A 14100-nucleotide genomic window follows, 5' to 3' on the forward strand; every position below is an offset into this window, starting at 1 on the left:
GGGGGACGGCGCATCAGGTGGAGGCAAGAGCTCCTCGGGCACGGGCACCAGCTCGTCGGGCCGTGTCGGCGGGGCAGTGGCGAGTGCGGCCCGCGGCGCCGGCACCGTAGCGGGCTTCGCTGCCGCCGGCGTGGGCGCGGTGGCGACGGCAGCTCAGACAACGGCTCGAGCGACACAGACGACCGAGCAGATGATCGACGGTGCGCTGGCAGCTCACCCAACACCCCACCACTACCGCTGACGGCAAGGAGATCACTGGTGTCTGCATCAGGTGAGCAGGCGGACCTTCGGCTCTACACGCTGGGTGAGAAGTCGCAGCGCACCGGCATGTTCGGCCTGCCGCTGCGGGCCACGATCATCGCCGGGATCGCCTTCATCGTGGCGATGTTGGTGCTGATGCAGGGCGGACTAGGCGCGGGAGCGCTCATTGCGGTGCTGGCGGTGGCGTACCTGGCCCCGGCAGTGCTGCGTATCGGTAATCGAACTCTCTACGAGGTGGCTCAAATGCGTTGGCAATTCTGGCGGGCACAGGCCGCTGGTTCCACGGTGTACCGGTCCGGGCCTAACTCGCGGGTACCTGGCGGCCGATACCGGCTGCCCGGTGCCCTGGCCAAGACCGAGCTGCACGTCGGCCGCGACGTGGCCGGCAACGATTTCGCGCTCATCCGAGACCGCGCGCTCAACCAGTACACCGTCCTGTTGGACGCGGCCTCACGCGGCCAGGAGCCGCTGACGGTGGCCGACCGCAACGACATGACCGCCGAGTGGGGCGCCTGGCTCGCCGAGCTGTCGCTCAACGACGACGTCGTGGCGGCCACCGTGACCGTCGAGTCGTACCCGACGACCGGGCAGGACCTCATCGCCGCGGTGAAGGACTCGGTCAGCGAGTCCACCCCGGAAATCGCCCGCCGCATCCAGGCGGAATCGGCGGTGGAGTTCGCTCGCGGCAAGCTCGTCACGCGGTCGTGGATCGCGGTCACCTTCAAGGCCGCCACCGCGATGCAGCGCAAGGACCCCGAGGCGATGGCCACCGATCTGGGTTTCCGGCTGCCCGGGCTGTACCAGCGGCTCGAGTACGCGGGAGTGTCTGCCACACCGATGAACCCGGAGGACGCGATCGGGCTGGCGCTGCGTTGCTACCGCCCCGACCTGGAGGAGACCATCAACAGCGCTCGCCTGTCTGGCGAGCCGCTCGGAGTGGACTGGGACGACGCCGGCCCGGCCGAGGCCGTGGCGAAGTGGAATCACTACCGCCACGAAGACTGGGTGTCCCGCTCGTTCGAGATGGCCGCCCCGCCGGCCGCCGCGTTCCCGGACCACGTCCTGCGGCCCCTGTTGGAGCCGAAGTCAGACATTCCCCGCAAGCGCGTGACGCTGATCTACCGCCCGATCGCCGCCGGGGACGGGGTGAGGCAGGTCGAGAAGGAGCACACCGACGCGGTCAACGCTGCGAACAAGACCCGCTCGATCGGCAAGGCCTCTGCCGGCCTGCGCCTGGAGCGCACCGAGGCCGCGCGGCAGGCGCTGGCCCGAGGCGGCCAGCTCGGCGAGTACTCGCTGCTGGTGACGCTCACCCTGCGCAACCCTGAACTGCTCGACCAGGGCTCGGCGATCATCGGCCAGCTCGGCAACCGGTCTCAGCTTCGGCTGCACGCCACCAACGGCCAGCAGGATGCGGCGTTCGCCGCCGGGCTGGGTCTGGGCGTGCTGCTCGATCAGAAGTCCACGATTTCCTCGTTTGCGAAGGCGGAGTGATGGCCAGGCGCACCAAGACCCCCGTCGGGCCGGCAGAGCTGGAAGAGCTGCACGCCCGTATCACCGCCGGCGATCAGCTCCCTCCCTGGCCGCACACACGAACCGGCCGTGCGTACAAGCGGTGGTGCGACGAGCACCCCGAGCGGGCCGAGCAGGCGCGCACCGCCCGCCAGGCACCGCAGCTCCGCTACGGAAAGCCCCGGTTCACTAATCGCTACGCCTCCCTCGACGGCCGCGGCTTCAAGTGCGCGTTCTCGGGGCGGATGGCAGTGGTCTCCGCCCCGGCCGCCACCCAGACCTCCACCAACTACGGCTGTGGTTTCAACCCGTGGGTGGTCGGGGCGACCGCCCCGGCGGTCGGCGTCCCTCTGGGGGTTCATGCCCAGACCGGCCAGGACGTCTCCGGCGACGTGTTGTCGTGGTTCCGCGCCGGCATCATCGGCAACCCGTCGGCGTTCGTGCTCTCCTTGCCCGGGCTGGGCAAGTCCACGATCATCCGCAAGCAGTTCATCGGCGCGGTCGCCCAGGGCCATGTGCCGATCGTGGCCGGGGACATCAAAGGCGAGTACGTGGCGGTGACCGATGCGATGGTCACCCCGGCCGGAAAGCGCGGGCAGGTGATCCGTCTCGGACATGGGCACGGGCACCTGAACCCGCTGGCCGCCGGCGCTTTGGGCGAGGCGATCCCGGTGATGCAGGCCCATCTGGACGAGCTCCGCGACCGGGGCGAGGACAGCACACGCCTTGCCGAGGCCATCACCGAAACCGAGGAGTCGGTGCACTCGCGGCAGGTCACGATGGTCGTGGCGCTGGCCGAGCTGATCCGCGGTCGGCCGCTGGCTGACTTCGAGGGTCTGGTCATCTCCACCTCGTTGCGGGAGATGCGCCAGGGCGGCAAGTTCTCCTTCGCCTCACCGCCGCTGCTGCGAGACCTGATCGACTACATCCGATCCGGAAACGCCGACCTGCGGCGAGCGCTGTTCGTCGCCGACGAAGCGGAGTACCGGCGCACGGTCCGAACCCTGGTCCAGACGCTGGAGTCGCTGACCGACGGCGTCATGGGCCAGGTATTCGCCGAGCACACCACCACCAAGATCGACCTCGACGCCCCGGCGATCTGCATCGACGTTTCGGCGATCGCTCGAGGGGACCAGTCGCTCAAGGCGGGCGTGCTCCTGGCCTGCTGGTCCGATGCCTACGGGGCGATGGAGGCCGCGCACGTGCTGGCCGACTGCGGTCTGGCGCCGCAGCGCTACTTCCTGGCGATTCTCGACGAGATGTGGGCGACCCTGGGCGCCGGGGCGGGGATGGTGCAGCGCGTCGACGAGCTCACGCGCCTGAACCGCACGGACGGCACCGGATTGCTGATGATCACCCACACGGGCCGAGACCTGGAGACGCTGCCCAACGAGGTCGACGTCAAGACCGCGATGGGCTTCATCGAGCGGGCCGGCATGGTCATCTGCGGCGGCCTTCCCGCCGGCGAGCTGGAGCGGCTCAAGGGCGTCCTCCAGTTCACCGACGCTGAAGCGGCGATGATCACCGCCTGGTCCAAGGGCGCGCCGATCGAGCGCACCGAAGCCCGCGAGCGTAAGAAGCCACCCCTGGGGCGAGGCAAGTTCATGCTCAAGTCGTCCAAGGACGGTACCGCCGGGATCCCGGTGCAGGTTCTGCTGACCGCGACCGAGCGGGAAACCAACATCCACGACACGAACGTGCGCTTTCGCGAGCTGCTCGATGGCGTGCCCTCCGGACAGGCGGTGCCGGCATGAGCTCAGCAGCGTACGACGCCGATTTCCGCGACCAAGTGGTCGCGCGGCTGGCAGAGCTCGAGCCCCAATTCCCCTCGACCTCAGCAGCCGCCGAGGTCGTCGCCCGCGAGTTCGGCATCAGCCGCGACTCGGTGCGCCGCTGGTCGGTCGCCGCGGGGACGTGGCAGGCGCACAACTCGTCCACCCTGCGGGCGCTGCAAGCCGAGAACGCGGCCCTTCGAGCGCAGCTAGGGCTGTAGACGGATGCGGTCGGCCAAGCTCGTCGTGGGCATCGTCATCGGGATCATCCTGCTGTCGCTGGTGGTCGTGGTGATCCTCGGAGACGGCAGCGACGATCGCTGCCGCCCGAACGGGGCCATAACCGGCGGCGGGGGAGTGCCCGCCGGCGAGCTCAGCCTGCCGATCGCCGAAGGCGATTACGTCGTGTCCTCGACCTACAAGAGCGCAGACCGGCCCGGCCACCGAGGCATCGACCTGGCCGCCTCAGGCGGCACGCCCATGTACGCGATGGCCCCAGGCGTGGTGACCGCCGCCGGCCCCGCCAGCGGGTTCGGCAACTGGATCGTCATCGACCACACCATCGACGGTCAGCCCTACTCGACCGTCTACGGCCATATGTGGGACGACGGAGTGGCCGTGCAGGTGGGCGACACCGTTGCCGCAGGACAGCACATCGGTGAGGTCGGAAACAACGGCCAGTCCACCGGCGCCCACCTGCATTTGGAGGTGTGGCAGGGCGGGCGCCTGACCGGTGGGAGCGAGACCGATCCGCAGCCGTGGCTCGACCGAGCGGCGAACCCGGGCTCGGGAGGCAGTGCGCCGCCCACCGACGAGTCAACGACCTCCCGTCAGCCGTCTCCGCCCTCGGCCGGGGAGATGCCCGATTCGGACAAGATCGCCTCCAAGGAGAACTTGCAGGTCGACTCGATCCGGGTGGCCCGGGCCGTGGCGCAGCGCTTTCCCGACGTGAAGACCATCGGCGGGTGGCGGCCTGTTGATGCCTACCCCGATCACCCGTCGGGCCGCGCCGTGGACATCATGATCCCGGACTACTCCTCGAGCGAGGGCCGCGAGCTGGGCAATCGCATCAAGAACTACCTGCTGACGCACCGAGAGTTCTTCCATCTCGAGTACCTGATCTGGCGGCAGCAGTACATCCCCGCCACCGGGCAGCCCAACCAGATGGAGGACCGGGGCGACCCGACCCAGAACCATTTCGACCACGTGCACGTCACCGTCGCCGGCGGCGGAAAGCCCACCCCGAACCAGCGCTACGGCGCCGCCCCCACCGACGGTGCCGACGATGACTCCGAGACCACCGGCGCCGCCGGGGGCGACGACTGCGCCCCGGATTTCGGGCATCGCAGCCTGAACGCGGGCGAGATCCCCGCCGAACTGCGCAAGTGGATCGACCTGGGAGGCCAGGTCTGCCGCGAGGTCGACTCTCCGCTGCTGGCCGGGCTGCTGTACCACGAATCAGCCGGCTTCCAGGCCACGGCAGTCTCGACGGCCGGAGCGCAAGGGTACGGGCAGTTCATGCCCGGCACGTGGGCGGCCAAGGGCGCCAAGGTCGACGACAACGGCCAGATCGCCGGACCTCCCGGCTCGGGCTCTCCGTCGGACCCGGCGGACGCGACGATGGCCGCCGCCCGCTACCTGTGCGAGATCGCCGAGGGCCAGCGAGAGGGCATCGCCTCGGGCGAGCTCAGTGGCGACCCGCAGGCGTTGATGCTGGCCGGCTATAACGCCGGACCCGGCGCCGTGCAGCAGTTCGGCGGGGTACCGCCGTATGCCGAGACGCAAAAGTACGTGGTCATCGTGCCGCAAGAGGCCGCAAGGTTCGCCGCCGCATGAACACCGCCGACGACAGGAGGAGACAGCGATGAACACCAAAGGCATAGCCGTGGTCGCCGCGGCGGTGGTGGCGGTAGTGGTCGCCGCCGTCGCGATGGCCCTGACGCTTGGCCGCGATGATGAACCGGGAACCGATGCGCACGTACACATCGACCCGATCACGACCGCCGACGAAGTGGCGGTGGCGGTGATGGCAGGGATTCACACATGGACCCCCGCGCAGCAGCAGTCCCCGTGGGATGCGATGCACGCGATCTCCGGCCAGCTCACCGGCCAGATGGCGGACGCGGCCACCACCCGCCCGGACCCAGATCCCGCCCCTGGGCAGTGGTCGGCATGGGCGCGCTCGGGTGACCGCGTGATCGGCGCCGCAAGCCTGGCCGGATATCAAGACCCCGTCCCGCAGGACGCGAGCGAAGCGCGGCGCCTGGTCACGGTGCAGCAGAAAGTGCTGCACCCCGACGGAGCAACGACCCCGCTCGAGCGCATCACCGCGACCGTCGAGCTCAAGCGCACCGGCGAGACGTGGAAGGTCGCCAGCTACCAATACCGATCTGTGGGCGAGTAACCGCGCACATCACACCAGGGAGGCAACTATGGCAGGTAAGGACCTGGCCCGAACGTCCCAGACCCGCGAGCCCGGACCCACGATCGCGCTGGTCATGATGGGCGTGGTGGCGGCCGCGGTGATCGCGGTGTGGGGCAGTATCACCCTCGGCGAATCCATCGCCCCCACCGGTCAACAGGTTCCCGGTAACCCCGCGGTGGCGGTGATCGACCTGGCCCAGGGGCAGGTGCAGTGGACCACCGGCGCCACGGTCGTCGCCGTGGCCCTGGTGGTGATCTTCGTCGTGCTCGTGGCCGTGGTGGCGGCGCTCGTCGGGCGCCGGCAGGGCCGCAGGACCCGCGTCGATGGGATCACCAAGCACCTGGCGGGCCGCGCTGACGTGAAGTCACTGTCGGCCAAGAGCGTGGTCCGCGCCAACCGCGAGCGAGGCGACACCACCCAGACCCCGGGGGTGTACATCGGCAAGGAGGTCGCTACCGGCCAAGATCTCTGGGGCGGGTGGGAAGACCTGCATCTGGATCTGTGGGGTCCCCGCCAGGGAAAGACCTCCAGCCGCATCATCCCGATGATCCGCCGCGCACCGGGCATCTGCATCTCCACCTCGTGCAAGCGCGACGTCATCGAAGCCACGATGCCGTTCCGTCAGCAGGTCGGCCGCGTCTGGGTGCTCGACCCGCAGGACAAGGCGGTCGGGCTGGACACCTCCAAGTGGTACTTCGACCCGCTGGACTTCGTTCGCCGCGACCAGTGGTGGGACGGCAACGCCGAGGAGCTCGCCGAGATCTTCAACGCCGCCACCGCCCGCGGGGAGGCCGGCAGCGACCCCAACGCGTACTTCTACTCCCAGGCCGTGGACCTGCTCGCCTCGCTGTTCCTGGCAGCGGCGATGAAGAACCGTCCCATCACCGATGTCTACGGATGGGTCTCCAATCTCGAGGACTCCACCCCGGTCGACATCCTGGCCGACAGTCAGTGGAAGCCGCAGGCTGCGGACCTGGCCAGCAAGTACAACGCCGAGCCCCGCACCCGCTCCAACGTGTTCTCCGCGGCCAAGAACATGATCTCCTGCCTGGGGCGCCGGCAGATCGTGCGGTGGCTGACCCCCCAAGCCGGCGCCCAGCGTTTCGACCCGGTCGCCTTCGCAAACTCTGAGGCCGACACGCTGTATCTGGTCTCCGACGAGGAGAACCCGATCGGCCGGCCGGTGACCTCGATCCTGACCGTCGCGGTGTTCAAGGCCCTGGTCGACCGGGCCGACACCTGCCCCGGTTCGCGTCTGCCAGTGCCGGTAACCGCCGCCCTGGACGAGATCGCCAACATCGTGCGCTGGCCCCGCCTGCCCGACTACTACTCCACGTTCGGCTCTCGCGGCATCATCTGCGACACCGTGCTCCAGTCCCACGCCCAGGGAGTCGAGGTGTGGGGCGAACAGGGCATGAAGAAGCTGTGGTCGGCCGCAGCGATCGTTGTCATCGGACCCGGGCACAAGGACTACCGGTTCCTCGAGGAGCTGGCCCACCTGATCGGCACCCACACCGAGCAGCAGCGGTCGATCTCCCACGGCGGCGGTGATCGCGGGCGATCGGTGTCTACGCAAACCGTTGAGCGGCAGACCATTACGGCTGCCGAACTGGCTGCCCTGCCGTTCGGGCGAATGATCGTCCTGGCCACCGGCCGGCGCCCCATCCTGGCCCGGATGGTGCGGTGGGACCACCAGGACCTTCCCTCCGCACCTGAGAAGACCGAAGAGGCCGCAGCGTGAGTCACCTGTTCGACAAGAAGATCGTCGAGGCGTTCGGTGAGACCCTCACGGCGGTGGCCAAGGAGTCGCTACCTGCTGCTGTAGAGGATGTTCTGGCAACACCCGGCCTCACCGACCACCTTGCCCGCACCGTGGATAGGGAGGTCCAGCGGTTCGCCGAAACTGAGCTGGGCGTGCCGCCCATCCTGCGGTTCACCGACGAGTTCGCTTTCTTCGACGACTACCTACGCCTGACCTACGAGTCGACGGGCATGAGTCAGAAGTGGTGTTCGCGCTGGTGGGCGCACCGCTCGGTCCGATTCCGTATCCGTTCGATGTGGCTCGCGTACGAGTCACTAGCTCGCCGGGACCCGGCCACCTGCGATGAGGTGTTCCTGCGCACGATCGGCGACCACCATATGCCGCTGCTCACGGGAGAGCGCTCGCCAATGGTGGCCTGCACGTCCGGTCACCAACCGGGCAAGCCCTTGAAATCGGACCCCATTGAGGAAGGCACGCTATGAGCTCGCATCCCAGCGACCCGGTGGTCGCCGATCTGATCCGTCACGCCCGCGTGGGCGCGACAGCTAATCCGTACCCGACGCGGACTCGCTCGCTCGGCGAGCACTCCGCCCGCCAACACTCGGTCGGATCGCTCGTTGTGGAGGTCGCTCGCGCAGACTCCGGCGTATCCGAAGAGGTCGCTCAGGCGCGGCGTGAGGTGATCGCCGCCGAGCTGGAGCGCAGACGGCTGGTGCAGGCCGCCCAGGAGGCCCGCCAGCAGGCAGAGTTTGATCGCGTCCAGGCCGAGCATGAGCGCGATGAGGCCGTACGCCTCGCTCGTGAACAGTCAGGCCCCGACCCGGATTTCCTGACGCTGGCAGTGATCGCCGTAGTGACAATGGAAATCACCGAGCACGAGCTGGCCGGTGTGCTCGACGCAGCGATTACCGACCGCCCCGACCTGTCGGCGGCCGATACCGCCGTCCTCGCAGGTGAGCGCAGGGTCGGCCTCACCGAGGAGGAACTGAAGACCGAAGTGGGCAGCGGATCGCGGGAAGTCGCCGGCGTCATCGACACCGGCGTAGGGACGCAAACTCCGTCCCAGCTCATCGCCCAATCCGAACAGACAGCTCAGCCCGCCACCGCCACCTTCGACAGCACTGTGGTGTCCGTCGATACAGCCCCGGAGGTCGAGACCTCAGCAGAGGTCGGCTAAGAATGCCGCTAGTACTGCTGAGCACTTTCCCTAACCCTTGGTGACTCACCACGGGTCGGGTGCGGAATCGGTGCTGGCCCCCCACTCCGACTGCGGTCCGGATGTCGTCTCCGCGTCCGGGCCGCGCTCTTGTTCTGCGGACCGGTGGGCGAGATAGGACTCGGTGAAGTCGCTGACCGGTCCGGGGGTAGGCGGTGCGGTCAGGGCTGCTCGGGTATCGGTGAGCCATGCGGTCAGGTCGGTGTCGGTGCCGAGGGTGCTGGGGGCTACGGCGGGCAGTTCGTCGGCTGTGTCGGCCTCGCGGGCCTGGTGACGGAGTCGGTGGGCAATGACTGCCGCGGGCGACCTCGCGTCCTCAAGGTTGTCGGTGGCCTCGGCCCAGATCTCGCGGGGGTCCAGGCCGGCGAGAACGGCTTCTGTCCAAGCGTGAGCGATCTCGTCCTGGAGCTCGTCGGTGGGGGAGTAGGCGCGGGGCAGGGCATCGAGGTAGTCGGGCAGTGTCTGGGCGGTGAAGGCCTTGGCTGCCAGCTCGGCCCCGTGGCGGTAGAGCGCTTCCAACCGCTCGGGGTCGGTGGCCTGGTCGTACTCGGTGCGCAGGGTTTGGGTTGCTGAAATCTGGCGAGTGTCGCGGGCCAGAACGGTATGCAGAACCTCGGTGGCGGTGGGTGCTTCCCGGTCGCCGGCCGAGTGCATGTGGCCGTCCTCCGCGCCGAGGTCGAGGACCGGCTCGCACACGGCGTAGGCGCGGTTCTCCTTCCTTCCTCGAGTCATCGCGACGTACAGGCCGGCGCGGTCCACGCTGGTGTCGATGACGGCGTGGGTGGTGTCGACGGTTGCGCCTTGGGAGCGGTGGATGGTGGCCGCGTATCCGAGGTGGATGTTCTTGGCCGCGTAGTCGGCTGGGATGAGCATGTCGTTGCCGGTGTTCTGGTCGCGGACGGCCAGGGAGCCGTCTTCGGCGAGTCCGGTGACGGTGAACAACTGTCCGTTGATGACTCGCCCGAGCGGGGTTCGGTCGGTCGAGTAGAGCATGGAGTTCTTGCGGGCGATGACGGTGTCCCCGACACCGACGGTGTCACCGCGGGACACAACTCTGGTGTGGGTGTCATCGACAATTCCGTCGGCGATCCTTTGTGCCCTGATGACTTCGTTGAGGGTGTCGACGTCTTCGTTTCGGGAGGCGATGATCAGTGAGCTGCGCCCGGCCTCCAGGTCGGAAAGATAGGCCTGAACGGCGTCGGTGAGCATGGACTCGCGATGCCCACCGGTGACCCATCCGCGATCGGCGTACAGATCGAGTGCGGCGATGTCTCCGAGCCGCAGTCCCAGGGTTGCTTCGGCTTGTTCGGTGTCTGCGCCCATGCGCATCACCTGCTCCAGTTCGACCGTGCCTGGGGTGCGGGTGATGTCGGCGAACAGGCCACCTGAGGTCACCGCCGATAGCTGGTAGGGGTCGCCGATCAGACGCACAACGGCCCCGGATTGGTGGGCGATCTCGGTCAGCGCGGCGAGGTTTTCGGTGCTGGCCATTCCGGCTTCATCGACCAGGAGCATGTCGCCAGGGGAAATCTCAATCGGCAGGGCCGACAGGGTCTTACCGGGTGCGTTCGGGTTGAGTCCGCGCCAGGTGAAGGTCAACAGATCGATGGTGTGTGCCGGGGCGTCAATATCCTCGGACAGCACGCTCGCCGCTGCCGCAGACGGGGCCAGGCCGATGACATCTCGGCCCGTGGACTGCCAGGTTGTGGCGACGACCTTCATCGACGCGGTCTTGCCGGTTCCGGCCGGACCGACCCCTGCCGCGACCAGGGTTCCCGCACCCACCAAGTGCTTGGCCAGGGCCTGCTGGCCGGGGTTGAGCGACCACCCTTCGGTCTTCTCGTGGGTGGCCAGTACGTCGTCCACTGCGGCCTCGGTGGCAATGACAGCGACCGGGGTTCGGGCCGCTTCCAGCACCGCAGTTTCGGCGCTGAGAACAGCGGCGGTGGTGTACTTCTCGGAGTTGGCGTGCCGGTCGATTCCCCTCCCGCGTGCGGTCATCAGAGCAGAGGGAAGAAGCATCGGCTCGGGGGGAGTCAGCGGCACGATGAGGGTGTTCATGGCGTGGCTCATCACGGCCTGGTGCGCGGCTTCTAGTTCGGTATCGCCAGTGAAGCGGTAGCCCTTGAGTGCGGTTGAGATTGCAGTGTCCAGGTGCGAGGCACGGAAGTGAGCACGTGCATCGGTAACCCTGGCGATGGCGAGCTCGGCGACCGTCTCGGTGTGCTGCTCCGCATCGAATGCCTCGCGTCTGGCCTCGGTGTCAGTGGCGGTGGAAGCGGCCGCAATCTGCTCGACGACCTCGGCTCCAACACGGTCGACGGCCGCCTGCTTCCATGCTGCGCGGTGCTCATCTAGCGACTGCGCGGGCTTCTTTGCATCGCGGGTGTCAAGGATGGCTTTCTGCCACAGGGCGTAGCTTGCCCGCTGCGCGGGTTGCCGGCCATTCTTGGCCACGTACTCGGTCACCAACTGCTCATAGACCGGGCGTGCCAGGGTGCGCCGGGAGGAAAACATCTCGATCAGACGGCGGTCGATTCCGGCGATCTCCCAGATCGGAGCCTTGCCCGGCTGAGGGTGATGGGCGGTGAACTCCACGCCCATCCGGCGGGTCATTTTGTCGTGCAGGATCGCGTCATACCGGGCGGATATGGCTTGGTGCATCTGGAAGACCGCACGTCCATCCAGTGACAGCCAGCGCCCGTCCGGGCCTTGCACTTTGTTGGCCAGAAGCACGTGCGAGTGCAGGTCCGGGTCGCCCCCGCGGGTATCGAAGTGAGTGAACTCGGAGGCGACAATCCCGCGGGTTTTGACCTGCTCGATTCCCTGCTTGCCGACCCGTGTGTAGATCGCATTGTCTTCGGCCCACGCCAGTGCCTCGGCGACGGATTCGTGGTGCAACGCGGCGATCTTGGACGACGTCTGCTCGTCTGCCAGTGCCCACAGAACGCTGACACTTTTCACCGGGGAGAACGTGAAGTCGAACCCCGCGACAGCTTGTTTGATCTGGTCACGCTCTCGGTTGACCCAGGCGATGACGTCCTTGCCGGAGGCGTGGTCGTAGCCGAACTTCTCGGTATAGAACGGCCGGCCTATCTGCTCGGCGATCTCGCTCCGCTCGGTCACGGTGGGGCGGCGCTTCTCGGTCTTGAGGAAGTCCCGCTCGGCGGCGGCGATTGCGTCCAGGACATCGACGCCGCCGGTATAGAGGGGGAAGGATCGGCCGAGTTTGCAATCCTTCAATGCGGTCCCGGCGAGCATCTTGGCGTCGGTGTCCGGGTGCAGCCCCTCGCCATACAGGGCTGCCATCTGCGCTTCGGTGACGACCGCCCCTGCGGTGGCACTTTCGGAGTTCAGACCGTCTAGGCCTGAGCCGATCCACCGACCGGGCGGGGTGCCCTTGGCGGCGTAGTAGTCCGACAGGGCCATGCCCTGCGGGTCGGCGTCGTGGGTGGCCACCGAGCGCAGCAGGTACTGGTATCCAGTGCCCGCGTGTACGGCTCGGAGGGTCATCACGACCACCAGGGTAGGCGGCACCAATGGGCGCGTCTACGCGCGGCGGTCCGCAGGCCTGCGACCAGGCAATTCCCGTCGCTCACTAGAAGTGCATACTGTGTGTGGCAGTTTGTGACGAGCGACAGCGAGGATGATTTAGCACGGCCAGGGCTAGATGTGGTGCGGCGATCGGGGACCAGGACGGCGCGACGATGACGGCGGCATGGTGGTTGGGCATTGCGGCGGCGATGGGTGGACCAATAGGGTCGATCACATGGCGGCTACCAAGACTGATTCACGTTCACAAACCGCACGCGCGAGGGCTCGTCAGGCGATGGCCGACGAGCTGGAGCGGGCACGCAAGCGTGAGGCCAAGCTGGTCGCGGTGTTCTCGGCGATCGACGCCCGCGATGACGCGCAGATCGCCCTCGGCGATGCGCTGGTCGAGCTTCGGGACCTGGGTGTGGCGCAGGCGGACCTGGCGGAGATGACCGGACTGTCCGCCCGCGAGGTCGGGGCGGCGATCCGCGCCGCCAAGGACAACACCACCGACACCGACGACACGGTCAACGATGCGGCCGACAGTGACACCACGGCGGCCGGCCAGACACCCGCGGACACCAACGGTGAGCAGCAGCCCTGAGCCTTCCTCGGACCGGTGGTTCGAGGACATCCCGCTCCCGGGAATGGACGCCCGTCCCCGGCCCCGGCCTGCCGCGAGACGGTCCAGGCCGTACGACTCGACACTGCCGCCAACCGAGGCGGCGATTGCCGCGTTTGGCTCCCGTGTCGTGCGCGCCCCGGGCAATGGGTGTCACATCTGGACCGGCGCCATCTCCGACGGGTACGGACGGATCACCTGGCGACAAGGCGGCGTCAGCAGAACCGAGTACGCACACCGCTTCGCCCTCCTAGTCGCCGGCCACCTGACCGCCGAGGCGATCGGGGAGCACCGCTGCAACGAACCCCTGTGCGTGCGCGTAGACCCCGGCCATCTCATCGCCTCAACCCAATCGGCGAACCTGCTCTACGCGGTCGCCTGCGGACGCACCGGCATCATCCGCAACACCACCGAACGCCACGACCGCCACGCCCGCTCCCTCGCCGTCCGCGAAGCGGTCGCCGGCGGCTGGAACCCCAAGGCTTACGCCCAAGCTTGCGGCAACACCGCACCACTAGACGAGCCCCCACTGTTCTAGACTCGGACACCACACACCAACAGCAATGGCCCCACCACTTCGATGGGGCCATTGCTGTATCGGTCGGGTGGGAAGTGTCAGCGGGCTTCCGCGATGCGTCTTTGGCGGCGCAGCTGCCAGTAGCGCGGAATCGTCCACCGCAACGGCGTCTTGTCGATCACCACACGTGCCAGACGCGACCGATAATGCACGTCATTGCGGACCGCGAACGACCAGTGCCCGACGAACCATGCCACCATCCCCAACGCCATCACCGTCGGCGCCCAGGAGCTCGACTGCACCGCACCACAGAACCCGATCACCGCGCAGATTCCCCCGATGCCGCGTGCCAACGGCGGCACCAGAAGCGAGGCCACCGCGACCATCGCCACGGCCTGTATCGCGGTCTGCACGTCCCACATGACACCCCTCCCGTGTTGGCGTTCGTCCCGTTACATCCCGAACTCAACCGGCGGAGG

At 67.9% G+C, this 14100-nt stretch carries 12 protein-coding genes and 1 pseudogene; 11 read left to right on the top strand and 2 right to left on the bottom strand.

Going from position 1 to position 14100, the window contains the following annotated elements:
* From G6030_RS16245 to G6030_RS01020, 9 genes and pseudogenes are all read left to right on the top strand, one after another.
* Window positions 1-241: pseudogene (locus G6030_RS16245) on the top strand (hypothetical protein); the annotation flags it as partial.
* Between the two features lie 17 nt (window positions 242-258).
* The gene (locus tag G6030_RS00985; protein ID WP_182641912.1) at window positions 259-1755 is read left to right on the top strand and encodes an SCO6880 family protein; all 1497 of its coding nucleotides are present in this window, start codon (window positions 259-261) and stop codon (window positions 1753-1755) included.
* On the top strand, window positions 1755-3527 hold the full coding sequence (locus G6030_RS00990) for an ATP/GTP-binding protein (protein WP_182641913.1): 1773 nt from the start codon (window positions 1755-1757) through the stop codon (window positions 3525-3527). Before G6030_RS00985 ends, G6030_RS00990 begins: the two co-directional genes overlap by 1 nt.
* The gene (locus G6030_RS00995) at window positions 3524-3766 is read left to right on the top strand and encodes a transposase (protein WP_131886296.1); all 243 of its coding nucleotides are present in this window, start codon (window positions 3524-3526) and stop codon (window positions 3764-3766) included. The genes G6030_RS00990 and G6030_RS00995 overlap by 4 nt, the downstream gene beginning before the upstream one ends.
* A gap of 4 nt (window positions 3767-3770) precedes the next feature.
* Window positions 3771-5381: a peptidoglycan DD-metalloendopeptidase family protein gene (locus tag G6030_RS01000; protein ID WP_182641914.1), complete on the top strand. Its 1611-nt coding sequence runs from the start codon at window positions 3771-3773 to the stop codon at window positions 5379-5381.
* Between the two features lie 28 nt (window positions 5382-5409).
* Window positions 5410-5949: a hypothetical protein gene (locus G6030_RS01005; RefSeq protein ID WP_187701438.1), complete on the top strand. Its 540-nt coding sequence runs from the start codon at window positions 5410-5412 to the stop codon at window positions 5947-5949.
* A gap of 28 nt (window positions 5950-5977) precedes the next feature.
* Window positions 5978-7711, top strand: a complete 1734-nt coding sequence (locus tag G6030_RS01010; RefSeq protein WP_182641915.1) for a type IV secretory system conjugative DNA transfer family protein — start codon at window positions 5978-5980, stop codon at window positions 7709-7711.
* Window positions 7708-8214 (top strand): DUF4913 domain-containing protein, encoded by a 507-nt coding sequence (locus tag G6030_RS01015; RefSeq protein ID WP_182641916.1) that lies wholly within the window; start codon window positions 7708-7710, stop codon window positions 8212-8214. Before G6030_RS01010 ends, G6030_RS01015 begins: the two co-directional genes overlap by 4 nt.
* The gene (locus G6030_RS01020; RefSeq protein WP_182641917.1) at window positions 8211-8909 is read left to right on the top strand and encodes a hypothetical protein; all 699 of its coding nucleotides are present in this window, start codon (window positions 8211-8213) and stop codon (window positions 8907-8909) included. Before G6030_RS01015 ends, G6030_RS01020 begins: the two co-directional genes overlap by 4 nt.
* 45 nt (window positions 8910-8954) lie before the next feature.
* Here the strand turns inward: G6030_RS01020 and mobF are convergent, their stop codons facing one another.
* Complete coding sequence (gene mobF, locus G6030_RS01025) at window positions 8955-12461, bottom strand: MobF family relaxase (RefSeq protein WP_182641929.1); 3507 nt, start codon at window positions 12459-12461, stop codon at window positions 8955-8957.
* 316 nt (window positions 12462-12777) lie between these two features.
* Between mobF and G6030_RS01030 the strand changes: the two genes are divergently transcribed.
* Both G6030_RS01030 and G6030_RS01035 read left to right on the top strand, forming a co-directional pair.
* Window positions 12778-13086 (top strand): hypothetical protein, encoded by a 309-nt coding sequence (locus G6030_RS01030; protein ID WP_182641918.1) that lies wholly within the window; start codon window positions 12778-12780, stop codon window positions 13084-13086.
* A gap of 148 nt (window positions 13087-13234) precedes the next feature.
* On the top strand, window positions 13235-13642 hold the full coding sequence (locus G6030_RS01035; protein WP_309234213.1) for a hypothetical protein: 408 nt from the start codon (window positions 13235-13237) through the stop codon (window positions 13640-13642).
* A 77-nt stretch (window positions 13643-13719) separates the two neighbouring features.
* On the opposite strand, the gene G6030_RS01040 is transcribed toward G6030_RS01035, so the two are convergent.
* Entirely contained in the window at window positions 13720-14043 is a 324-nt protein-coding gene (locus G6030_RS01040; RefSeq protein ID WP_182641920.1) for a hypothetical protein, read from the bottom strand.
* Between the last annotated feature and the right edge of the window lie 57 nt (window positions 14044-14100).

Source organism: Dietzia sp. E1 (assembly GCF_014145015.1).
In the GTDB taxonomy this organism is placed as follows: domain Bacteria; phylum Actinomycetota; class Actinomycetes; order Mycobacteriales; family Mycobacteriaceae; genus Dietzia; species Dietzia cinnamea_A.

Coding starts and splice junctions, on each gene's coding strand:
- G6030_RS01005 (WP_187701438.1), top strand. CDS start 5,410: ATGAACACCAAAGGCATAGCCGTGGTCGCCGCGGCGGTGGTGGCGGTA.
- G6030_RS01000 (WP_182641914.1), top strand. CDS start 3,771: ATGCGGTCGGCCAAGCTCGTCGTGGGCATCGTCATCGGGATCATCCTG.
- G6030_RS01030 (WP_182641918.1), top strand. CDS start 12,778: ATGGCCGACGAGCTGGAGCGGGCACGCAAGCGTGAGGCCAAGCTGGTC.
- G6030_RS01020 (WP_182641917.1), top strand. CDS start 8,211: ATGAGCTCGCATCCCAGCGACCCGGTGGTCGCCGATCTGATCCGTCAC.
- G6030_RS00995 (WP_131886296.1), top strand. CDS start 3,524: ATGAGCTCAGCAGCGTACGACGCCGATTTCCGCGACCAAGTGGTCGCG.
- mobF (WP_182641929.1), bottom strand. CDS start 12,461: ATGACCCTCCGAGCCGTACACGCGGGCACTGGATACCAGTACCTGCTG.
- G6030_RS00990 (WP_182641913.1), top strand. CDS start 1,755: ATGGCCAGGCGCACCAAGACCCCCGTCGGGCCGGCAGAGCTGGAAGAG.
- G6030_RS01040 (WP_182641920.1), bottom strand. CDS start 14,043: ATGTGGGACGTGCAGACCGCGATACAGGCCGTGGCGATGGTCGCGGTG.
- G6030_RS01010 (WP_182641915.1), top strand. CDS start 5,978: ATGGCAGGTAAGGACCTGGCCCGAACGTCCCAGACCCGCGAGCCCGGA.